A 19,420-nucleotide genomic window follows, 5' to 3' on the forward strand; every position below is an offset into this window, starting at 1 on the left:
GATGAGCGAGGCGACCCTTCACGAACAGCGTACCGCCGCTTCCGTTCGGCTTGAGCGGGTGCTGATAGCATTGGCCATACTGGCGCTCATCGCCGCGCCCTTCTTCGTCTACCCGATCTTCCTGATGAAGATGCTGTGCTTCGCGCTGTTTGCTTGCGCCTTCAACCTGCTGCTCGGCTACACCGGGCTGTTGTCCTTCGGCCATGCCACCTTCTACGGCGCCGCCGCCTATTTCTGTGCCTACGCCGTCAAGGACTGGGGCTGGCCGCCGGAAGCCGGCATCCTGCTCGGCACCGCCGGCGCGGCCGTGCTTGGGCTGGTCATGGGCTTCCTCGCCATCCGCCGGCAAGGCATCTATTTCTCGATGATCACGCTGGCGCTGGCGCAGATGTTCTACTTTTTCTGCGTCCAGGCGCCCTTCACCGAGGGCGAGGACGGCATACAGGGCGTGCCGCGCGGCACGCTGTTCGGCATCGTCGATCTCAACGTCACGCTGAACATGTATTTTGTCGTGCTCGCCGTTTTCCTCATCGGCGTCTTCGCCGTCTGGCGCATCGTCAACTCGCCCTTCGGCATGATCCTGCGTTCGATCCGCGAGAACGAGAACCGCGCCATTTCGCTGGGCTATTCGGTCGGCCGCTACAAGCTCGCCGCTTTCGTCATGTCGGCAGCGCTCGCCGGCCTTGCCGGCGCCACCAAGGCGATCGTCTTCCAGTTCGCCACGCTCACCGACGTCACTTGGCAGATGTCGGGCGAGGTGATCCTGATGACGTTGCTCGGCGGCATCGGCACCATGGTCGGCCCGGTCGTCGGCGCCGGTCTCGTCGTCGGCCTGGAAAACACGCTCGCCACCTCGGGCTTCCCGGTGACCATCGCCACCGGCATGATTTTCATGATCTGCGTGCTGGTCTTTCGCCGCGGCATCGTCGGCGAGATCTACGCGCGGTGGCTGGGGCGGGCGGTAAGGACATAGGGCAGTAGCGGTGAGTTTGCGGCTCTTAGCCCCTTTTCATATGATCGAAATAGCATTGTAGAAGCACTTGGAAAGTTCATCCGTTCATACACTCCGTTGGCTCGACCCGGTCGCGAATGACCCAAAGCGGACCTGGCGCGGCGTCCAGACCCCGACCCTTCGTCCGGCTGGGACGGCGGATCGTAGTGCTGCGGCGGTGATGGATTATTGTTGGGGTTCCAAGTCTCCCGCCTGAGGCTTTGACCTGCTATATTCAGTCAAACTAGCAGGGGTAGCGGTGGTTACGGCGCGCGTTGAGAGACGGTTAGCGGCGGTGTTGGCAGCGGACGTTGCCGGTTATGCGCGGTTAATGGGCGCTGACGAAGTCGGCACGCTCGAAGTCCTTAAGGCCATCCGCCGCGAAATCGTTGATCCAGCCATTGCGGAGCACAAGGGCAGGATCGTTAAGACAACTGGCGACGGTCTCTTGGTCGAATTCGCCAGCGCTGTCGACGCGGTGACTTGCGCCATGGCTGTTCAAGAGAAGATGGCCGGCCGGGAGGGGCAGATTGCCTTTCGCATTGGCATCAACATCGGCGACATTATTAGCGACGAAAACGACATCTTTGGTGATGGCGTGAATGTGGCCGCGCGCGTTGAGAACGAGTGCTCGCCGGGCTGCGTGTGTTTGTCGGGAAGTGCGTTCGAACAAGTCAGGGGAAAAACGAAGTTCGAGTTCGATGATCTAGGCGAACGATCGCTAAAGAACATTGATCGGGTGGTTCGACTATATGAAGTTAAACCTGGTAACGCACCGAAGGCAACGATTGCGGATAGCAATCGACCGCTGCCATTACCCGACAAACCTTCAATCGCCGTTCTACCGTTTCAGAATATGTCCGGTGACCCGGAGCAAGAGTACTTCGCTGATGGCATGGTGGAAGACATCATCACTGCGCTTTCCCGTTTCAAATGGCTGTTCGTGATCGCCCGCAATTCGACCTTCACGTATAAGGGGCGGTCCGTTGACATCAGGCAGGTTGGACGGGAACTAGGTGTTCGTTACGTGTTGGAAGGCAGCGTGCGACGGGCCAGCGACCGAGTACGGATCACAGCGCAGCTTATTGACGCGGAGACCAGGGCCCATATTTGGGCAGATCGCTACGACCGCGCCGTCGACGACATCTTTGCTTTGCAGGATGAAATCACATTGAGCACTGTCGCCGCGATCGAGCCCAGCCTGCGCCAAGCCGAAATTGAACGAGCGAAGCGCAAGCGACCTGAAAATCTCGACGCCTACGACCTTCTGCTACGTGCGACGCCTCTGGTGGATACTGGGATGCCGGAGGGCGCGTCGCAGGCAGTGCCACTCCTTGAGCGCGCACTTTTAATTGAGCCGAACTACGCGCTCGCGCACGGCCAGACGGCGTTTTGCAATGAAATACTATATCTCCGAGCGGGAAGGCGTGAAGACAATCGCATCGCTGCGATACGGCACGCGCATACTGCAGTGGCGCTTGGCCCCGACGATGCCCCGGCACTTGTCTACGCCGCAATCGCTATCGGTCTTGTCGAACATAACCGTATCTTGGCTCAGGAAACGTTCGAGGCCGCCCTTGCAATCTCCCCATCGGCAGCGTGGGCATATTCCTGGGGCGCGTTGATTTTGGGCTGGGGAGGGGAAGCCGAGCGTGCCATCGAATGGGGCGAGCGGGGTATCCGGCTTAGTCCGCTCGATCCGTGGATTACGGCAGCGCTGCATGGCATATGCATGGGTCATTTTCTTCGCGGGCGCTATGAAGATGCTGCGGCGGCAGCGCAACGGGCCATTCGTAGCAAACCAGGTTTCAGTGTCTCGTACATGTTTCTGGCAGCCGCGCTTGCTAAACTCGGACGAATGGAAGATGCGAACGCGGCTGCCGAGCGCGTGATACAACTTCAACCCAACTTCAGCAGCAATGGTCAGTGCTCCGCCATCGGTTGCGTGCCGGTACTCGCAACACCTCTTATCGAAGCAATGCGCGATTCAGGTCTTCCCGAATAATCAGGATCCGCCACATCGCTGCCGATGTGGCCGGCCATTGCCAGCATCCCAGGATGTGTGCTGTTGGCCCATCGCGTCGTTTAGCTGCGCTGCAGAATTTGGTCGCTATCAGTGGATAGCGGACTCTGGCAGCCCGTCCGCCCGGCCGATTTACGGGTTCACGGCCTAGTTGGCCTCCTCAACGAACACCGCGACTGGGCGACCTGCCTTGGCGCCGCGGCATCGTCGGCGAACTTTACGCGCGGTGGCTGGCGCCCGCTGACGACGGCCGCGATCAATAGGTGATGGTCACCACCACCGTGTCGGTATAGACGCCGGCCGAGGGCGTGGTCTGCGGCGGCACGCGGCCGTAGACGGTGAGCGGTTGCGCCGCGCCGGTCCCGGTGCCGGCGACCGTGCTTCCCGGCGTTCCGGCGTCACCCCAGGGCTGCGTGCGCGCATTGTCCTTGTAGAGACCGTAGGTGACCCGCTCGGCGCCTTTCGACATCTTGCGGTTGGTCGGTGTGCCGCCTGTTGTGCCGCCATTCAGCGACACCGTATAGGCGGTCGACGGCGTGCAGGTGACCGTGACCTGGCCGGTGGCGTCGACATTGGCGTCGAGCACGCCCTTGGGGCCGAAATCGATGTTCTGGGTGGCGACCAGGCAATTGGCCGGAACCGTGGCGTTGATGGTGAAGGTCGGAGAGGCGCCCAGGGTGCCCAGGCCGGTGTCGCAATTGTTACCCAACAGCGTCGTCCGGTAGCGGATCTCGACTTGCCCGCCCGAAAATGTCGACAGATAGGTGCCGGGCGGAACGGTCGCCTGGCCCCCGGGAACCCGGCCATAGATCGTCGCGGTGCCCGATGAACTGCCCAGCGGGTTGGGGCTCAGCAAGATCGGCGGCGGGCGCGAGGCATAGGCCCAGGCATAGGAGCCCCAGACGACGCTCATTCCGGGGTCCGAATAGAGCTGGTAGTCGAGGCTGTTGGCGCCGCTCACCATCTGCCTGGCCGCCGCCGAGGAGGCGCCGCCGGTGCCGGCAGCAAAATGCGGGCAGACCAGGATGGGCAAGAGCAATGGCAAACTGCCGCTGCACGTCATGTTGAGGGTGGCCGTCGACGTCGACGCGGTGCCCGACAGCGTGTCGATGAGGCCGAAATTCATGTTGGTGACGCTGAAGCTGCAGCTCTGCGCCCGGGCCAGCGATGGCAACATCGCCACCAGGATGGCAACGATTGCAGCGCGCAGCATTCGGCCAGGCATTGTCATTGGCACACCACATTCTTGATCGTCACTTGCTGCCCGCGCGCCGCTTCGAAGGGGAAACTTGCCCGGCATGAGCCGCCGTCCGTCAGGCCGACCACCACCACATTCTGCTTGCCGAGGCCCTTGATGTAGGCCTGCCCGTCATAGCCGACGACGAAGTCTTCCGCGCCGCCGTCAACGCGCCCCGACAGTCCGGCTTCGAGCGGCGCTCCGCTCCCATCGACCAGCGTCACAAGGGCTGCCTGCGCCGCTTCCGACACGCCGAACTTCAGCACCACGCCGTTGCGGTCGGCCGGGACGACGATCTCCTTGGTGGTCGGGACATCGGCATCGACGGGCAGGTTCTTCGGGTCGATCGAGACCGTGTTCAGCTCATAGGAGTTGAGCCCGGTGACCAGGATGCGGCCTTTGCTGTCGGTCTTTCCGACCGGCCTGTTCTGATGCAGCACCTCGACGTCAGGCGTGCCGACATCGACGACAGCAAAGGCATCGTCGATGCGGTTGGTGGCGAACACGCCCCCGCCCGCCGCCGCGATGGCCCCGTCCATCTGTCCGGTCACGCGAAAATCCTTGTCGAATTGCTGGGCGCCGGCCTGGAAACGCGCAACCGGCGCGCGATAGCTGACGGCGGCCGAGCGGTTGGGGACCTCGCCCTCCGACGTGCGGAGCTGCCAGCCGATGCTGAAGTCCTCCGCCCGTTCCGACTTGGCGAGGTCGGCGACGACATTGAGGCCGTCAGGCCCTTGCTCGACCCCTGTCGAAGCCGTGATGTCGTCGTTGAACGGGATCGAAAGCCCGGCGAACACGCCATAGCTGCTGTCGTCGTCGAGATCGGCGAAGGCGGTGGCATAGAGCGTGCTGCGCTTGAAGATCGCCTGGCTGTAGGACAGCCCGACGATCTGGCTGGTATCGCCCTCGGCGCTTTTGAGATGGGTGTAGGAGAGGTTGAGGCTGGAGAAGTCCAGCGGCATCGGCACGCTGAGCGTCACCTGGTCGACCGCGCGCGGCACGCCGGCGCTGAAACGGGTGAAATCGTCGGGGTCGAGAACCGGCTGCGCCGTCACCGAGGCGATGTCTTCGTAGCCGCCGAAGGCCCGCTGCATGTGCGCGTTGATCGCCCAGCCATCATAGCCGAATTCGACGCTGGCATCGACCAGCGAGCCGGTGCGCCCGTCATGATGGCTGCCCGCCGCCGCCACCGACGCCGCACCATAAGGCCCGAGCGGGAAGGCAGCGCCGACGCCGCCATTGATCAGGTCGGCGCCGCCCTCGGCATGGGCTTCCAGCGTCAGCCGGTCGCTCAGGCCGTAGCGCGCCGTGGCTACGCCCATGACGCGGCCGTCATAGTCGTCGGAGGAGATGCCGAAATTGCGCCGCGCCATGCCCGCCTCGACGGAAAAATCGAGCAGTCCCTGGCGCAGCAGCATGCTGGATGCATAGAACGGCAAGGTGGCGGTGGTCTCGCGCCCGAGGCTGTCGCGCAGCACCACCTGCGCTTGCCCGGCGCCGGTGAACACCGGCAGATTGGTGACCTGGAAAGGTCCGGGCTGGATGTCGCCGGAATAGGTGCGCACGTTTTGCGTATAGACCTCGAGTGTCGACGGCACCGCCGCCGTGCCGCCGAAGGAGGGCAGGGGCAATGTCACCAGATCCGAGCGCAGGCTAAAATTGCGCTGCGCCTGGATGCCGCCGAGATAGACGGGCCGCGTCCACGACAGTCCGCCGGAGACGAAGTCGCCGGCCCGGTAGGTCATCAGCCGGTCGGGGTCGGAATAGCTCCAGGTCGTGTTGAGCCGCGTGAAGCCGCCGAGCCTGCCGTCGGAATAGCCGGCGATGAACGATTGGCTGAGCGTTCCATAAGGGCTGAACACACGTGTGTCGAAGCCGCCCGAGATGCCCTGGAACAGTTCGTTGTCGCCGTCGAACAGTGTGTTTGAGCTGGCAAACAGCGAGTAGTTCAGCACCGCGCCATAGCCCGATTGTGGCGCCGGCCGGTCCTGCAAGCGCAAGCCGAGATCGACGATGCGCGCCTCGCGGCTGTCATTGGCGGCGGTGACGTAGAGCCGCTGCGCCGCCTCGTCGATCTGAAACGACACGTCCGCCAGTTGGTCGAGCCTGACCAGGCCGCCAGCACCTTCGGCACCCTCCGGCGGCTTCAACCCGACCTCCTTCAGCTCTTGCGCCGTCGCTGCCAGGCCGCCATCCGGCATTTCGGTGAAATTGCCGACCAGTTTCGTAGAGGTGTCGTTGATGAACACCTCCAGATAGAGGCTGCGGCGGGCCGGCAAAACGGGATCAGGCTCTTCAGTGTTCGTCACGGCCGGCGGCTCTTGCGAGTTCACTGCCGGGCAAGGTGTGAAAGTCGCGAGCGCGACGACAATCGCGGTGCTAGCGGCCCTTGACGGCAACTTTGGCATCGAAGGGTCCAAGATCGCTCTGTGCCTTTAAAAGCACGGAGCCCGCGGACAGTGATTTGCTGCTGCCGATCGGCCACTGCATGGTCGCGCCGCCCAGCACATAGCCGACAAGCCCGTTTCGGTTGCCGAGCTTCTTGCCGCCCTGGGTCAGCGTCAGGTTGGACAGGCGAAAGCGGCTCTGGCCGCTGTTGCTGGCGGTGAGCATCAGGCTGCCGCCATTGCGCGAAAGGCTCCACGCGATCGCCGGCGCGGCTGCGTCGGCGTTGCGGAAGAACACCGGCACCGAATAGCGCAGCGCAAGCGCGACCGTACCGGCCTTCTTGCGCGAGGGGTCGGGCAGTTCGTCGACGATGACGCGGTAGCTCTCTTCGGCCCGCACCGGCGCCTTCGAGACGCGCACGACGCGAACCACGTATTGGGCATTGGGTCCGAGCTTGGTGGATGGCGGGCTGGCGACGACATCCGTGGTTGGCGTCAGCGTCTCGATGCCGCCGGACTGGCTCCAGGAGAAGACCCTGATCTGCACATTGATCGGCCGCTTGGCGTCGTCGTTGCTGAGGTTGAGGACCGCCGAGGCGTCGGGCGCGATCAGCTCGAGACCTGTCGGCGCCACCCTGAGCGAAGCGGCGTGTGAGAGACCGGCGCACAGCAACAGAACAGCCGTGGCGCCGATGCATGAAAGCATGGATCGCATGTCGTCCTCGTATTGGTATCGATGGTCAGTACGTTATGGTGATCGAAACGGTGTCGGTGTAGAGGCCCGCCGGCGGTGTCGTCTGCGGCGGAACGCGCCCGTAGACCGTCAGCGGCTGGATGGCGCCGTTGCCGGTTCCGCCGACCGTGTCGGTGGGGATCGTGGTGCCCCAAAGCTGCGTCCGGGTGCTTTCCCTGTAGATGGTGTAGTCGATCGTCGCCGCCAGTGGCCCGGTCATTTTGCGAACCGCAACCGTTGCCCCCGAGCCCGCTCCGGCGCTCAGACCTACATTGTAGGATTTGCCGGTCGTGCATTGCACGTTGATGGTGCTGGTCTGGTCGACATTCGCATCGATGACGCCGTGCGAGCCGAAATCAAGATCGCTTGCCGTCTGTACCTTGCATTCGTCGGTAATGGTGATGCGGACATTCATGCTGCCCGTCGCGGTCGCGGCGATCGCGGGCAAGGTTGGAAGCAGCGACGCTCCCGCCAGCAGCGCATATTTCAGCAATCTCATACGTATGTTCCTCCGTCGGGCAGGCCGTTCCTCGCGAACAGTCCTTACCCGGATTTCAACCCTGCAGCCCCTCCCACTATACGCCCCGCAAAGACATCAACGATATCGGCAATGTCAAAAGCGATCAGCGTAATGATTAGTACAACTTAGATTCGGATTACGACAGATGAATAGCTTCAATTGTATCGGATAATTTTAGTTAAGATTTGGTTAATAAGGATAAAATCGACACTTTTTGGAAGTGATAGTTCGTCCATCGACAATTTATTTTAGACATTTTGCTCAAAAGGCGAACATTCAGGCCGAATCGCCTTGATTTGATAGAGTCTTGGCTGTCGTCTCGTATTGTCGATTATTTCGCGAGGCTATGCCGACGCCAAGCGGCCATCGCCGTCGCCGCTGGTCCGCATAGCCCAAAACGCTGTTCAGGCCTGCCTAAGCCTGGCGGTTGTGCCGCCAGGGCCGCATTCCCCAAAACCGTATTCCGCCCAGCCCAGGCATGGCCGTGCCGGCTGAGATAAATCCACCGCCGTCGGATCGCGGCAAACATTTGGGAATCATTCTTGCCACGCTCACCCCGATTTCCGTCGGCCGCGCATCGGCCGGGCGGGAGATGCGCCTGTTATCCCTTCGAGCCATGATCGCACACCGGTAGCCGCGCGGATCGGCTGCAGACATCAAGAAAAGGAAGAACGATGAAGAAGACATACGAGAAGCCAAGGATTCAGAAGCGCGAAAAACTGAGCCGCGTCACGGCAGTGATCATCCTGTCGGGCCCCGTCGAGAACGGCAGCTGACGCCTTCGATCGGCATCAAACCCACCGCGGACAAGGAGAACGGCCATGGATCAGCATGCGAACCCGTCACCCGGCTTTTGGCGCAATCCGGGCAAGGTGATCACCGTCGAGCCCTTCAAGGGGCGTGTCGTCGTGTTTGCCAATGGCGCCATCATCGCCTCGTCGGCGAAAGCCAAAATAGTGACCGAGCCGCCTTATCCCTTCTCCTTCTACATCCCGTTCGAAGACATCGACTTTCGCAAGCTCAAGAAGACGGCGCTGTCGACGCTGTGCCCCTACAAGGGCGACGCCAGCTACTGGGACGTGCTGCCGGCGGCTGGAGCCGGCAAGGACGCGATGTGGGCTTATCAGCAGCCATTCGATGAGATGACGGAAATTCGCGACCACGGCGCCTTCTATCCCGACCGGGTCACCATCGACGCCGCGCCGCGCTGAGCATCATGCCTGTTGCCCGAAAAGTGCATCGCGTTTTTGGAGCCAACGACATGCATGAACAGAGGAACTTTCATGCCAGCCGAAGCTGCCCTCGGGCTCGACCCGGGGGCGCACCGGTTTTGCATCGGCGACAAGCCGACAACGAAGACAACAAGCTCATGGACGAAAAGCAGAGAGCCATCCTCGACGAAATCCCGCGTCTGCGGCGCTATGCGCGCTCGCTGCTGCGCGACCGCGATTCCGCCGACGATCTCGTCCAGGACTGCCTGGAACGGGCGCTGCTGCGGCTGGACAACTGGCAGACGGGAGAGAGCCCGCGAAAATGGCTGTTCACGATCATGCATCATCTGTTCATCGACCAGATGCGCAAGGTGAACCGGCGTGGCGAGGCCTCGATGCTGCCGCTGGAAGCCGGCGAGGTGCAGGCCGCTCCCGCCGACCAGCTGGAGAACGTCGCGGCGCGCGAGATCATCGATGCGCTGCAGGCGATCAGCCCCGACCGCCGTGCCGCGCTGACCATGGTCGCCATCGAGGGCTTTTCCTACGCCGAGGCCGCCGAGATGCTTGGCGTGCCGGCCGGCACGCTGATGTCGCGCATTGCGCGTGGCCGCGAGGAACTGCGCGGCCTGCTCGAGGACAATGCGCGCCGCCGCGCGATAAGGATTGTCGAACCCGGGCCGGGCCGGACGGGCCCAATCAGGGCGCCGATGGCATGAGGAACCCCGATCGCATGATCACGCCACACGGCATGATACGACCCGATTGCAGGCTTTGCGCCCGGTACGGGCACGTATCCGGTAACGGTTTCTTGTCTGCTTTCGTGCACAATGCCGGAGATGGGATGGACGAAACCAGGGCATGGCTGAAGAGAAAATACGCAACGGCGAGTTCTGGGCGCTGGCGCTCGAATGCGCTCATCTCGGCGTATGGGACTGGGATATTTTGAGCGGCGACTGTTTCTATTCGCCGACCTGGTCGCACATGCTCGGCTATGAGGATGGCGAGCTTGCCGACACCAGCGATCTCTGGCTGAAGCTGACGCATCCCGACGACCGCGAGCGGGCGCTGGCCAGCGGCGAGCGCCACATTGCCGGCCTGACCACTTCGATCGAGACCGAGCTGCGCCTGAAGCACAAGGACGGCCACTGGATCTGGGTGCTGGACCGCGGCGGCATTGTCGAGCGTGACGAGACAGGCAAGCCGGTCAGGCTGATGGGCGTCCAGACCGATATCAGCCGGCAGAAAGAGGCCGAAGCCGAACTGGAGCGGGTCAATGTGCGCTTCCGCCTGGCGTTGGCGGCCAGCGGCACCGGCATCTGGCATCACGATATCGACGCCAACAAGAGTTATTGGGATGCCCGCACCAGGGAGATTTTCGGCCTCGTCGCAGACACTGACGAGGTGGCCGCCGATCTCTGGCACACCTATCTCCACCCCGACGACAAGGACACCACCGAGCGCGCCCATCTGGCCCCGCTTGCGACCGACGCAGTCATTGCCTCGCAATACCGCATCATCCGGCGAGATGGCGAAATCCGTCATGTCGAATCGCTGGTGCGCTTCATCGCAGCTCCGGACTCTGCGGGCCAGATTCTCGGCACCGTGCGCGACATCACCGAGGACAAGAAGCGCGAGCAAGAACTCGCCTACGCCGCGCACCACGATGCGCTGACTGGTTTGCTGAACCGCGCTGCATTCGACCGGCTGCTGGCCGTCCACATCGCCACCGCGCGGGTTCTGCCGCTGGCGGTGTTTTATGTCGATCTAGACTACTTCAAGGCGCTCAACGACTTTGCCGGCCACGCCGCCGGCGACCTGGCGCTGAAGGGCGTCGCCGCCGGCATAGTGGGCTGCCTGCCGGCATCGGCGCGCGCCGCGCGCCTGGGCGGCGACGAGTTCGCGCTGCTGGTTCCCAATTGCCAGCCGGCCGCGGCCGAGACGCTGGCCGACGCAATCCTTGCGGCGGTGCGCGACGCCGACCTCGGCCTGCCGGCCACGTCGCGCAAGCTCGCGGCCAGCATCGGCATCGCCTTTGTCGACGACACCACCACGACAGTGGCCGATGCGCTGGCCTGCGCCGACGACGCCTGCTACGCGGCCAAGGCCGCGGGGCGCAACCGCTTTGCGGTGTTTTCGGCTGACTCGGCCTCGGGCTCCGGCGGCCTCAACGCGGCGCGTGTCGCCGCCGACACCGTCGACGCCATGGACGACGGTCGGTTAAAACTGTTCGGCCAGGAGATTCATCTGCTTGGGAAACCTTGGCGGGAGAGCCGTCATGTCGAAGTCTTGGCGCGGCTTGTGGGCAAGAATGGCAAGCTGATCCCGCCGGGCGAGTTCATTCCGGTCGCGGAGCGCTTCGGCATTGCCTCGCGGCTCGACCGCTGGATCATCAGGACCGCGCTGTCGCAGCATGGCCCGGCCATGAAATCGGGCGCCATCACGCTCGGCTTCAACCTGTCGGCGCAGACACTGAGCGATCCGCTGCTGTGGGATTTCGTCGACGCCGTCATCGCCGAGGCCGGCGCGCCGCATTCCGGCATCGGCTTCGAGATCACCGAGACCGCCGCCGTCACCAATTTCGACGCCGCCGAACAGTTCGTGCGCAAGGCGCGCGAGCGGCAATGCCGCGTCAGTCTCGACGATTTCGGCGCCGGCATGAGCTCGTTCGAATATCTCAGGCGCTTTCCTGTCGATCAGATCAAGATCGACGGCTCGTTCATCGAAAACATCGCGCAAAGCCGCTTCGACCGCGAGATCGTCTCAGCCATAACGGGCATCGCCAAAAGCCTCGGCTGCGCGGTGGTGGCCGAAAAGATCGAAGAGCAGGCCGCGCTCGACATTTTACGCGACATGGGAGTCGCCTACGGCCAGGGTTTTCTGCTGCACCGGCCGGAGCCGCTGGAAGCGATCGTGGCAAGGGCGAGCGCCGAGGCGCCGCGCAAGCGGTTCGGCTGAAACGGCCGAACCGCGCCGGGAGGTGCGGTCAGCTCAATCGGCGCCGGCCTTTTCCTGCTCGCGCTGAGCCGCTTCCCTCTTGCGCCGCAACACCTCGTCGGTGCCGACAATATTCTTCGACCCGCCCGAAATAGAGGTCGAGACGACAGCCGGCGGATCGCTGGCGGGAAAGCTGTCCTCGAGGCCCGATTGCAACTGCTCCTCGAGCGTCTCCGGATTCTCGGAGCGGCCCTCGGTGCGGCGCTCGCCCACGGCCTCGACATCACTCTTGGTGTCGGGGTGATTGCGGGCTTCCGTCATTGTCGACACCACCAGCTCGATGGCAAACTCCCTCATTGCCTCGGCTTGCGGCTCATCGACGTCGGCGTTTTCGATCAGCCGGATCAGCGACTTTTCCACGTCGCTCAGTTCCTTGGTCCCCTGGCTGCGCGCCAGTCGTTTGGCCAACGAACTGATGAGAACGGGACCGAATGTCGAATAGGCAAGCCTGCGCGTGTCGTCGACATGCTCGGGATGAAGCTTTTGCAGGGACATGGGTTCGTGCCTCCGATAATTAGCTGGCCAGCAGCTCCTGCCGCTGGGCCTCCCTTAGGAAACAGAGGGGAAGGCAAGAGGTTCCATGCCGTGGTCGACAGGGCCGCTGACGCTCAACTCCACAGCGCCGCCATGGTCAACGACGCTTCGAAGATCTGCTCCCTGTTCTGGTTCAGCATCTTGACGGTGATCTGCCGGTGCTCTCCCTCCGGCATCTCGTCGCGCGCGACATCGTGCAATATGCGCAGCGCCTCGGCTCCCGCACGCTCGCGGCTTGGGAACAGCTGCCCCTCTTCATCGATCTGGTTTTCGGTGTTGTAGAGGTCGAAGTAGAACCGTTCCATGGCGCAAGCATCCTGCATGAGACGCTAAAACCCCTGTCCGCAGCCATGGTTCCATCCGGCTGATTCTCAAACAGATTTCTTGCCATTGCCGCTTGGGGCGGGATGCCGCCGTGCCCGGCTGCGTGCAACCGCACCCGATCTCCGGCGTTGAGCCACAGCAACCGATCCCGGACGGAAGACCCTCAATGCTGGAATCTCTTTATCTGAACCTTGGTCAGCACGACGCCCTCTCTGAAGAGGAGAAGGGGCTGCTGGCCGGCGCCATGATGGTCGAGATGGATTTTGCCACCGGCCAGGACATCGTTCCTGAGGGATCGAGACCCGGCTACAGCACGCTCATCATCGAAGGTCTGGCCGCGCGCTACAAGGTGCTGGAGGATGGCGGCCGGCAATTCACCTCGTTGCAGGTGCCTGGCGATTTTGTCGACCTGCACGCCTTTCTGCTCAAGACCATGGACCATGGCATCATCGCGCTCTCGCCATGCCGGGTCATCGCCGCCGACCACAGCCGGCTGCGCGCCATCACCGAACAGGCGCCGCATCTGACCCGGTTGCTGTGGCTGGACACGCTCGTCGACGGCGCCATCCACCGTGAATGGATCGTGGCCATGGGCAGGCGATCCAAGACCTCGCATCTGGCGCATCTGGTGTGCGAGCTGTTCGTCCGGCTTCAGGTGGTCAAGCAGACCAATGGCATGAGCTTCCGTCTGCCTTTGTCGCAGGCCGAACTGGCCGACGTGCTGGGACTGTCGATCGTTCACATGAACCGGGTCATCGGCGCGCTGCGCAGGCTCGGCCTCATCGGCTGGGCAAACCACATGGTGACGATCCTGGACTGGCAGCGGCTTGTCGAGATCGCCGAGTTCGACCCGACCTATCTCAGCATGAACCGCGAGCCGAGATAGGTCATCGGCGTTCCGGAGGAACGCGACTTCGCCTCAGCCGGCCTTTCAATGATGTCCGTTCAGCGACGCCAATTCGTCGAGCATGGCAAGGGCGGCACTTGGCTTCGCCGGCTTCAGCAAGCCCTGTTGAGCGGCGGCATTCTTGAAAGCGGCAAAGGCGATGGCCGGGCGGCAAATGCCGTCCAGCGCGTCATCCACCAGCCTGACGGCCGCCTTGTAGGCCTGAGCGTCCTTGTTCTTCCACTTTCCCTCCAGCGCTCTGTTGGCGTCGGCGATCGACGACACCGTCATCGTACTGCCGTCCACGAATTTGATCGTCAGGGGAAGAAATCGGCTCATGGGAAATTCACCATCCGAACCATTCGCGCGTCCGCCACAAAAGCCCGGCGAAAGGCGCGACCAGGAAGGCAGCGGCGCCCAGAACCAGGATGGGGTTGTTTGTTGGTATCGATCTCATGGATAGCCTCCGTGAATCGGGATCGCCATAAACGAGGAAATCGCGAAGTGGTTGCAGCTTGCGAAGGCTACATGTTGCTGGCCGGCCGGATCGGTTGGCGTGGCCGGTAAGGCGGTCGCGACTGCGCCTTCAAGGGGATGTCGGCGAGCGAGTTGCGGATTGGTCTGAACAGTATTGGCGGCGATGCGGCGCGCCGGCGCAGCAGTGCGGCCGACAGTTTGGCAACCAGATTTCGAACCTCCATGGACTCCTCCCTAGAGTTTTAGCGTCCCCCCTTTTGCACTCACCTAGCACCTGACGCCTGTGCCTCGCATTTAACTTTGATGTAGTCCGGACGAATGCGCGCGCTTTCGCGCAATGCCTGCCGTCAACCTTTTTGCCCGGCCAACCTTTTTGCTCGGAGCGCGTTGTCCTCCGACACGGAAGGAGAATCCCATGCTGACCAAAACCTCGAATGCGGTGCGCAAGCAGCGCAGCGTGCAGCGCAAGGTCGACGCCGACGACCGCCGCAAGCCGAAGGCCAAATCATCGGCAGCCATGCAGGCCGGCGCCCGGCTCTATCCCGAGCCGCCTTTTCCGAAGCAGCACCATCCCAAGCCCGGCGAGGAAGGCGAGATCAAGCCGGCGCCGCTTTATGATGCGCCGTTCTGGCAGGGATCGAGGAAGCTCGACGGCAAGGTGGCGCTGATCACCGGCGGCGATTCCGGCATCGGCCGCGCCGTGGCAGTCTTGTTTGCGCGCGAAGGCGCCGACGTCGCCATCGTCTATCTCAGCGAAGACAGGGATGCCGAAGTGACCAGGCAGGCGGTCGAGGCCGAGGGCCGGCGCTGCCTGGCGCTGCGTGGCGATGTCGCCAGCCGCGCCTTCTGCCGCCGCGCGGTGGAGCGCACGGTCAAGCAACTCGGCAAGCTGGACGTGCTGGTCAACAACGCCGCCTTCCAGGTTCACTCGGCCAATTTCGCCGACCTCACCGAGGAGCATTTCGACACCACGCTGAAGACCAACCTCTACGGCTATTTCCACATGGCTCAGGAGGCGGTGGCGCATATGAAGCCGGGCTCGGCCATCGTCAACACCGGCTCGGTCACCGGCATAGACGGCTCGAAGGAACTGGTCGACTATTCGATGACCAAGGGCGGCATCCACGCCTTCACCCGCGCGCTGTCTGGCAACCTGATCGGCAAGGGCATCCGCGTCAACGCGGTGGCGCCAGGGCCGGTCTGGACGCCGCTCAACCCATCTGACAAACAGGCTCAGGACGTCTCGCAATTCGGCGCCAAGACGCCGATGAAGCGCCCGGCCCAGCCCGAAGAGATCGCACCGGCCTATGTGTTCCTGGCCTCGCCGCAATGCTCGAGCTACATCACCGGCGAAATCCTGCCGATCGTCGGCGGCTATTGAGGGGCGGCTCAGGCTGGCGGTGACGCATCCGAGAAGCGACGTCGAAGACGCTGCTGCAACCGGATGACTTTTCGTGCATTCTTGTGCATGGCCATGATACTTCGCCCAGACACGCCGGCAAAATGCTGCTCTTATTGCGGCTCGCGCGACCACGACTACGAGGATTGCCCGAAGCGCAAGGCCGACGCCGAGCGGCGGCGGGAGGAGCAGCAGGAGCAACAGGAGCGGGAGAAGCAGCAGGGGCAGGGCTCTTCGCGTGAGAGATTTCTAGCCAGCTGAACTCAGGACATTGTGCGCAGACGAGCGGCCGCTGGCGTCAGCCGATGCTCCCTTCAAGTCGATGGTTCCGACGAAAGCCATAAGCAGCGCCATTCCCTCCGGCCAGTCGCCAAGACCGCTGTCGCTGTTGATGTGGCCGAGCGGCCCGGCGATGTGCAGCGCGCTGCCCCATTGCCCGGCCTTCGCCATGGCATAGCCATGCGGGTCGTAAGGATCATCGGTGCTGGCGACGATCAGTGAGGGAAAGCGGAGCGGGCCGCGCGGCGTGTCGGCGAAGGGAATTGCGTAAGCGGGATAGACCGGCGATGCCGGATCGGGAACCGCAACCAGAAACGCACCGGCGATCTGGCGGCTCGATGCCGTCTGCCAATGCGCCACCAGCAGGCAGCTGAGGCTGTGGGCGATGAGCACCGGCGGCGTTGTTGCCTGGGACACCGCGGTTTCCAGCGCTGCCATCCAGTCGTCGAAATCCGGCAGGTCCCAGCTCGCCGGGCTGAAGCGGCGCATCGCCGGATTGGCCTGCTGCCAGCGTGTCTGCCAATGGGCTTCGCCCGATCCGCCGCTGCCCGGCAAGATGATGAAGTCGGTCATGGAATGTCCTGTCTCCTGGTGAACGATGCCGGCCAATTCTAGGTCTTCTCCCCGTCCGCGGAATGAGAGATCATCGGAAAGCAGCGAAGAATTCCGATGGATTGAAGGTGCTCATGGCAAACGGCGATTACCGGTCACGGCTCGACCCCACCGACATGGCGATCATCGAGATCATGCAGGAGGATGGCCGCATCGGCATTTCAGAACTCGGCCGCCGCGTCGGCCTGTCGCAACCCGCGACGTCGGAGCGGGTGAAGCGGCTGGAGGAGCGCGGCATCATCGCCGGCTACCGCGCGGCGATCGATCCCGCCGCGCTTGGTCTCGGCACCATGGCGATGATCCGCCTGCGCACCACCCACGAGCACATCCAGACCTGCCTGAAGAAATTCGCCGCCATGCCGCAAGTGCTCGAGGTGTTGCGGGTGACCGGCGAGGACTGCTTTCTGGTCAAGGTCGTCGTCCCGTCGCCGCCCGACCTCGAAAGCATCGTCGATGCCATCGGCCGCTACGGCGCGGTGACGACCAATGTGGTGCTGCGCGCCGAGCCGCCGAAGCGGTTGGGACGGGAGCTGATGGCAAAGCTCTGAGCGGGATTCCCAGGCGCCGCCAAGACGTCCCGCTTTACCAGCCAAGAATTTTTGCCGGATGATGTCGGATCGGCGGCGTACCGCTCGTCCTTGGAGCGAAACCCATTACAACCCTGGAGGACACTATGGAAACCGTTCAATCGCCGTGGCAGACCGCGGCCATCCTCATCGCTCGCCTGATCCTGGCCGCCATGTTCGCGATGGGAGTGGCCTTCAAGTTCATGGATATGGGCATGACCGCCGGCTACATCGCCGCCGCTGGCTTCCCGTTCCCGCTGTTTCTGGCCTGGTGCGCCGCGATCCTCGAAACGCTGCTGGTGATCGCCTTCCTGACCGGCGCGTTCTTCACGCCGGCGGCCCTGGTCGCCTCCGTCTACGTGGTCTTCCTCGGCTTTGCCTTCCACGGTCCGTCGCACTGGGCCGGCAACCAAGCCGAGTTCGGCGCTTTCATGTCCCATTTCCCCTTCGCCGCCGGCCTGCTGTTTGCCGCCGTGCACGGCCCGGGCAGCGTGCTCGCCTCCAAGCTCGGCCGGGCCTGAATCTGGAGAGTCTCACATCTGGTCGTTGTAGGGTTCCTTCATCTGGCCGACCATGCGCGCCAGTTTCGAGAAGGACGGCATGTCCGTCTCCGGCTGGCACTGATTGGCCAGCTCCAGCAACCGGATCGGGAAGTTGACGGCATCGCGGCTCGACTCCGACATGCCGCTGGATCGCTCCTCGCCGGTTTCGCCGGCTTCGGCTTTGCGCAGCGCGATGTCGATCTCCTCGACCGTGAGCACGCCCTTGCGGACCAGAACCTGGTTGATCGAGGCGACGGCCATCAGCAGGCCTTCGAGTTGCAGATTGGCGACATTCATGGCGTTTGCTCCCATTGGCTAAAGCAATTCCAGGAAAAGTGCGAGGCGGTTTTCCGTTCGGAATTGCGTCAACAAAACTCCAGCGTCAACGCATGAGCGGCTGTTCCGATCCAGGGGAGGCGAATGCCGAGGTTCCGGTGCGGTCCTACTCTTCCATCCACCGGCGGCCGTATTCGGCCCACAGCGCCTTGACCTCCCGGCTGCCGAGGCGCGGGGCCGAGCCGTCGCCAAAGGCGATCGAGACGGCGCTGATGTCGTAATGGGGATCGGCGTCGATGACGAAGCGGATCGCTTCGCCGAGCGGCCTTCTGCTGATGACCGGATCGGCCTGGCCCCGGCCGACGCTGCGGACGCCCGAAACAGTGGCTGGCGCATGCCGCATCCTGAACACGGATGCCATGGCTGGTTTGTCCATGCTGCATTCTCCCCGAGTCGGAGCGGAATGATTCCATAAGCGCCGGCTAATGGCCAGTCGGTGGTTGCCTGCGAGGCTACGTCTTGCGATCCGCGGCGATTGCTGGCTGAAGGCAGTTATGCTATGATTTGCCTATGGTGCTGATTTGCGCCAGCGACCCGCCGCCAAGGCGGGTTTTTCGTTTCGGGCGATATCCCGCAGCCGGTTGAATATCACTCAGGCCAGCGGATCCACCGCCGGCGGCCTGGCGGGCAGGCCGAGCCTTGTCCGCTCGCCATCGGCAAAATCCTCGGCCGCTTCCTGGGCTTCGAACAGGCGCTGGGTCACCGTGCCGTTCTCGGCAACCAGCACCGCCCATTGGCGGCGTTCGACACGAACGTCATTGGCTCGTCGGCCACCATGATCGTCCTCCGGTAGGCAAACGTCGCAGGGGCGTCGCGCTACGCCTTGGTCTTACGCTTCGCCGGTGCTTTGGCGTCCGGCGTCTCTGTCCTGATGCCGAGTCCGAATTCCTTTGCCAGCTCAGAACGCTTGGCGGCGTAGCTGGGCGCCGTCATCGGATAGTCGCCGGGCAGGTCCCATTTGGCGCGATAGGCCTCCGGCGTCATGCCATGGGCGGAGCCGAGATGGCGCCGGAGCGACCTGAACTTCTTGCCGTCCTCGAGGCAGTAAATGAAATTCGGCGTCACCGAGCGCTTGCGATTGACGGCAGGCTCCGGTGCCGGTTGCGGCGGAGCAACGGGATTGTCCACGGCCGCGAGCGCTGAGTTGACGCTCTCGATCAACGCCGGCAAACCTTCCGGAGGCACCGAATTGTTGCGCACGAAGGCCGCGACGATGTCGGCGGTCAAATTTATATTTCGGATTTTGTCGTCAGACATGACTTCTTGTGCCCCCTTGATGCCAAAGAACAAATTATCAGACAAACTTCCCCGGCGTCATGGCACTTTAGCACATATGCATATGACTTGACGACAAATATGGTAGCGCTAA

General features: G+C 63.1%; 23 protein-coding genes. 10 read left to right on the plus strand and 13 right to left on the minus strand.

Going from position 1 to position 19,420, the window contains the following annotated elements; translation table 11 throughout:
* Position 1: 1 nt before the first annotated feature.
* Together AC04SH_RS24470 and AC04SH_RS24475 are read left to right on the plus strand one after the other, a co-directional pair.
* Positions 2-973, plus strand: coding sequence for a branched-chain amino acid ABC transporter permease (locus tag AC04SH_RS24470; protein WP_488576992.1), 972 nt, complete (start codon positions 2-4; stop codon positions 971-973).
* Positions 974-1,286: 313 nt separating this feature from the next.
* On the plus strand, positions 1,287-2,996 hold the full coding sequence (locus AC04SH_RS24475) for an adenylate/guanylate cyclase domain-containing protein (RefSeq protein WP_488576993.1): 1,710 nt from the start codon (positions 1,287-1,289) through the stop codon (positions 2,994-2,996).
* A 274-nt stretch (positions 2,997-3,270) separates the two neighbouring features.
* Here the strand turns inward: AC04SH_RS24475 and AC04SH_RS24480 are convergent, their stop codons facing one another.
* The 4 genes from AC04SH_RS24480 to AC04SH_RS24495 are packed head-to-tail and all read right to left on the minus strand — an operon-like array spanning position 3,271 to position 7,870.
* Entirely contained in the window at positions 3,271-4,227 is a 957-nt protein-coding gene (locus AC04SH_RS24480) for a Csu type fimbrial protein (protein WP_477236642.1), read from the minus strand.
* Positions 4,228-4,241: 14 nt separating this feature from the next.
* Entirely contained in the window at positions 4,242-6,659 is a 2,418-nt protein-coding gene (locus AC04SH_RS24485; RefSeq protein WP_488576994.1) for a fimbria/pilus outer membrane usher protein, read from the minus strand.
* Positions 6,631-7,353, minus strand: coding sequence for a fimbrial biogenesis chaperone (locus AC04SH_RS24490; protein ID WP_488576995.1), 723 nt, complete (start codon positions 7,351-7,353; stop codon positions 6,631-6,633). The genes AC04SH_RS24485 and AC04SH_RS24490 overlap by 29 nt, the downstream gene beginning before the upstream one ends.
* Before the next feature lie 25 nt (positions 7,354-7,378).
* Positions 7,379-7,870 carry a Csu type fimbrial protein gene (locus AC04SH_RS24495; protein WP_112566909.1) on the minus strand — a complete coding sequence of 164 codons (492 nt, stop codon included), beginning with the start codon at positions 7,868-7,870 and terminating at the stop codon, positions 7,379-7,381.
* Between the two features lie 695 nt (positions 7,871-8,565).
* Here AC04SH_RS24495 and AC04SH_RS24500 point away from each other — a divergent pair.
* The 4 genes from AC04SH_RS24500 (at position 8,566) to AC04SH_RS24515 (ending at position 12,057) form a co-directional block, all read left to right on the plus strand.
* Entirely contained in the window at positions 8,566-8,667 is a 102-nt protein-coding gene (locus AC04SH_RS24500) for a putative RiPP precursor (RefSeq protein WP_488576996.1), read from the plus strand.
* A 45-nt stretch (positions 8,668-8,712) separates the two neighbouring features.
* A complete protein-coding gene (locus tag AC04SH_RS24505) occupies positions 8,713-9,102 on the plus strand; it encodes a DUF427 domain-containing protein (RefSeq protein ID WP_488576997.1) in 390 nt (129 codons plus the stop codon).
* A gap of 158 nt (positions 9,103-9,260) precedes the next feature.
* The gene (locus AC04SH_RS24510) at positions 9,261-9,818 is read left to right on the plus strand and encodes an RNA polymerase sigma factor (protein ID WP_488576998.1); all 558 of its coding nucleotides are present in this window, start codon (positions 9,261-9,263) and stop codon (positions 9,816-9,818) included.
* 142 nt (positions 9,819-9,960) lie between these two features.
* Positions 9,961-12,057: an EAL domain-containing protein gene (locus tag AC04SH_RS24515; RefSeq protein ID WP_488576999.1), complete on the plus strand. Its 2,097-nt coding sequence runs from the start codon at positions 9,961-9,963 to the stop codon at positions 12,055-12,057.
* Positions 12,058-12,090: 33 nt separating this feature from the next.
* Here the strand turns inward: AC04SH_RS24515 and AC04SH_RS24520 are convergent, their stop codons facing one another.
* Together AC04SH_RS24520 and AC04SH_RS24525 are read right to left on the minus strand one after the other, a co-directional pair.
* Entirely contained in the window at positions 12,091-12,591 is a 501-nt protein-coding gene (locus AC04SH_RS24520) for a hypothetical protein (protein ID WP_488577000.1), read from the minus strand.
* Between the two features lie 113 nt (positions 12,592-12,704).
* Entirely contained in the window at positions 12,705-12,935 is a 231-nt protein-coding gene (locus AC04SH_RS24525) for a DUF6894 family protein (protein ID WP_488577001.1), read from the minus strand.
* Positions 12,936-13,120: 185 nt separating this feature from the next.
* Between AC04SH_RS24525 and AC04SH_RS24530 the strand changes: the two genes are divergently transcribed.
* Positions 13,121-13,840, plus strand: a complete 720-nt coding sequence (locus tag AC04SH_RS24530) for a Crp/Fnr family transcriptional regulator (RefSeq protein ID WP_488577002.1) — start codon at positions 13,121-13,123, stop codon at positions 13,838-13,840.
* A 45-nt stretch (positions 13,841-13,885) separates the two neighbouring features.
* Here the strand turns inward: AC04SH_RS24530 and AC04SH_RS24535 are convergent, their stop codons facing one another.
* On the minus strand, positions 13,886-14,179 hold the full coding sequence (locus AC04SH_RS24535) for a DUF982 domain-containing protein (RefSeq protein WP_488577003.1): 294 nt from the start codon (positions 14,177-14,179) through the stop codon (positions 13,886-13,888).
* Between the two features lie 185 nt (positions 14,180-14,364).
* Positions 14,365-14,541, minus strand: coding sequence for a hypothetical protein (locus tag AC04SH_RS24540; RefSeq protein WP_477236259.1), 177 nt, complete (start codon positions 14,539-14,541; stop codon positions 14,365-14,367).
* 191 nt (positions 14,542-14,732) lie between these two features.
* On the opposite strand from AC04SH_RS24540, the gene AC04SH_RS24545 reads away from it, so the two are divergent.
* Positions 14,733-15,698 (plus strand): SDR family oxidoreductase, encoded by a 966-nt coding sequence (locus AC04SH_RS24545; protein WP_488577004.1) that lies wholly within the window; start codon positions 14,733-14,735, stop codon positions 15,696-15,698.
* 267 nt (positions 15,699-15,965) lie between these two features.
* Here the strand turns inward: AC04SH_RS24545 and AC04SH_RS24550 are convergent, their stop codons facing one another.
* Positions 15,966-16,568, minus strand: a complete 603-nt coding sequence (locus AC04SH_RS24550) for an RBBP9/YdeN family alpha/beta hydrolase (RefSeq protein ID WP_488577005.1) — start codon at positions 16,566-16,568, stop codon at positions 15,966-15,968.
* Between the two features lie 113 nt (positions 16,569-16,681).
* On the opposite strand from AC04SH_RS24550, the gene AC04SH_RS24555 reads away from it, so the two are divergent.
* Positions 16,682-17,155: an Lrp/AsnC family transcriptional regulator gene (locus AC04SH_RS24555; RefSeq protein WP_488577006.1), complete on the plus strand. Its 474-nt coding sequence runs from the start codon at positions 16,682-16,684 to the stop codon at positions 17,153-17,155.
* A 125-nt stretch (positions 17,156-17,280) separates the two neighbouring features.
* Entirely contained in the window at positions 17,281-17,694 is a 414-nt protein-coding gene (locus AC04SH_RS24560) for a DoxX family protein (protein WP_488577007.1), read from the plus strand.
* 12 nt (positions 17,695-17,706) lie between these two features.
* Here the strand turns inward: AC04SH_RS24560 and AC04SH_RS24565 are convergent, their stop codons facing one another.
* The 4 genes from AC04SH_RS24565 to AC04SH_RS24580 form a co-directional block, all read right to left on the minus strand.
* Entirely contained in the window at positions 17,707-18,012 is a 306-nt protein-coding gene (locus AC04SH_RS24565; RefSeq protein WP_488577008.1) for a hypothetical protein, read from the minus strand.
* Positions 18,013-18,157: 145 nt separating this feature from the next.
* Positions 18,158-18,427 carry a hypothetical protein gene (locus tag AC04SH_RS24570; protein ID WP_488577009.1) on the minus strand — a complete coding sequence of 90 codons (270 nt, stop codon included), beginning with the start codon at positions 18,425-18,427 and terminating at the stop codon, positions 18,158-18,160.
* A gap of 216 nt (positions 18,428-18,643) precedes the next feature.
* A complete protein-coding gene (locus tag AC04SH_RS24575) occupies positions 18,644-18,778 on the minus strand; it encodes a hypothetical protein (RefSeq protein ID WP_488577010.1) in 135 nt (44 codons plus the stop codon).
* An 89-nt stretch (positions 18,779-18,867) separates the two neighbouring features.
* Positions 18,868-19,308: a Ros/MucR family transcriptional regulator gene (locus tag AC04SH_RS24580; protein WP_477236279.1), complete on the minus strand. Its 441-nt coding sequence runs from the start codon at positions 19,306-19,308 to the stop codon at positions 18,868-18,870.
* Positions 19,309-19,420 lie beyond the last annotated feature (112 nt).

It is taken from the genome of Mesorhizobium sp. CNPSo 4688 (assembly GCF_057784295.1).

What these genes read in the sequence shown, in the direction of transcription:
- AC04SH_RS24470 (WP_488576992.1), top strand. Translation starts at nt 2, where the DNA reads ATGAGCGAGGCGACCCTTCACGAACAGCGTACCGCCGCTTCCGTTCGG.
- AC04SH_RS24480 (WP_477236642.1), bottom strand. Translation starts at nt 4,227, where the DNA reads ATGCTGCGCGCTGCAATCGTTGCCATCCTGGTGGCGATGTTGCCATCG.
- AC04SH_RS24485 (WP_488576994.1), bottom strand. Translation starts at nt 6,659, where the DNA reads ATGCCAAAGTTGCCGTCAAGGGCCGCTAGCACCGCGATTGTCGTCGCG.
- AC04SH_RS24490 (WP_488576995.1), bottom strand. Translation starts at nt 7,353, where the DNA reads ATGCGATCCATGCTTTCATGCATCGGCGCCACGGCTGTTCTGTTGCTG.
- AC04SH_RS24495 (WP_112566909.1), bottom strand. Translation starts at nt 7,870, where the DNA reads ATGAGATTGCTGAAATATGCGCTGCTGGCGGGAGCGTCGCTGCTTCCA.
- AC04SH_RS24500 (WP_488576996.1), top strand. Translation starts at nt 8,566, where the DNA reads ATGAAGAAGACATACGAGAAGCCAAGGATTCAGAAGCGCGAAAAACTG.
- AC04SH_RS24505 (WP_488576997.1), top strand. Translation starts at nt 8,713, where the DNA reads ATGGATCAGCATGCGAACCCGTCACCCGGCTTTTGGCGCAATCCGGGC.
- AC04SH_RS24510 (WP_488576998.1), top strand. Translation starts at nt 9,261, where the DNA reads ATGGACGAAAAGCAGAGAGCCATCCTCGACGAAATCCCGCGTCTGCGG.
- AC04SH_RS24515 (WP_488576999.1), top strand. Translation starts at nt 9,961, where the DNA reads ATGGCTGAAGAGAAAATACGCAACGGCGAGTTCTGGGCGCTGGCGCTC.
- AC04SH_RS24520 (WP_488577000.1), bottom strand. Translation starts at nt 12,591, where the DNA reads ATGTCCCTGCAAAAGCTTCATCCCGAGCATGTCGACGACACGCGCAGG.
- AC04SH_RS24525 (WP_488577001.1), bottom strand. Translation starts at nt 12,935, where the DNA reads ATGGAACGGTTCTACTTCGACCTCTACAACACCGAAAACCAGATCGAT.
- AC04SH_RS24530 (WP_488577002.1), top strand. Translation starts at nt 13,121, where the DNA reads ATGCTGGAATCTCTTTATCTGAACCTTGGTCAGCACGACGCCCTCTCT.
- AC04SH_RS24535 (WP_488577003.1), bottom strand. Translation starts at nt 14,179, where the DNA reads ATGAGCCGATTTCTTCCCCTGACGATCAAATTCGTGGACGGCAGTACG.
- AC04SH_RS24540 (WP_477236259.1), bottom strand. Translation starts at nt 14,541, where the DNA reads ATGGAGGTTCGAAATCTGGTTGCCAAACTGTCGGCCGCACTGCTGCGC.
- AC04SH_RS24545 (WP_488577004.1), top strand. Translation starts at nt 14,733, where the DNA reads ATGCTGACCAAAACCTCGAATGCGGTGCGCAAGCAGCGCAGCGTGCAG.
- AC04SH_RS24550 (WP_488577005.1), bottom strand. Translation starts at nt 16,568, where the DNA reads ATGACCGACTTCATCATCTTGCCGGGCAGCGGCGGATCGGGCGAAGCC.
- AC04SH_RS24555 (WP_488577006.1), top strand. Translation starts at nt 16,682, where the DNA reads ATGGCAAACGGCGATTACCGGTCACGGCTCGACCCCACCGACATGGCG.
- AC04SH_RS24560 (WP_488577007.1), top strand. Translation starts at nt 17,281, where the DNA reads ATGGAAACCGTTCAATCGCCGTGGCAGACCGCGGCCATCCTCATCGCT.
- AC04SH_RS24565 (WP_488577008.1), bottom strand. Translation starts at nt 18,012, where the DNA reads ATGAATGTCGCCAATCTGCAACTCGAAGGCCTGCTGATGGCCGTCGCC.
- AC04SH_RS24570 (WP_488577009.1), bottom strand. Translation starts at nt 18,427, where the DNA reads ATGGACAAACCAGCCATGGCATCCGTGTTCAGGATGCGGCATGCGCCA.
- AC04SH_RS24580 (WP_477236279.1), bottom strand. Translation starts at nt 19,308, where the DNA reads ATGTCTGACGACAAAATCCGAAATATAAATTTGACCGCCGACATCGTC.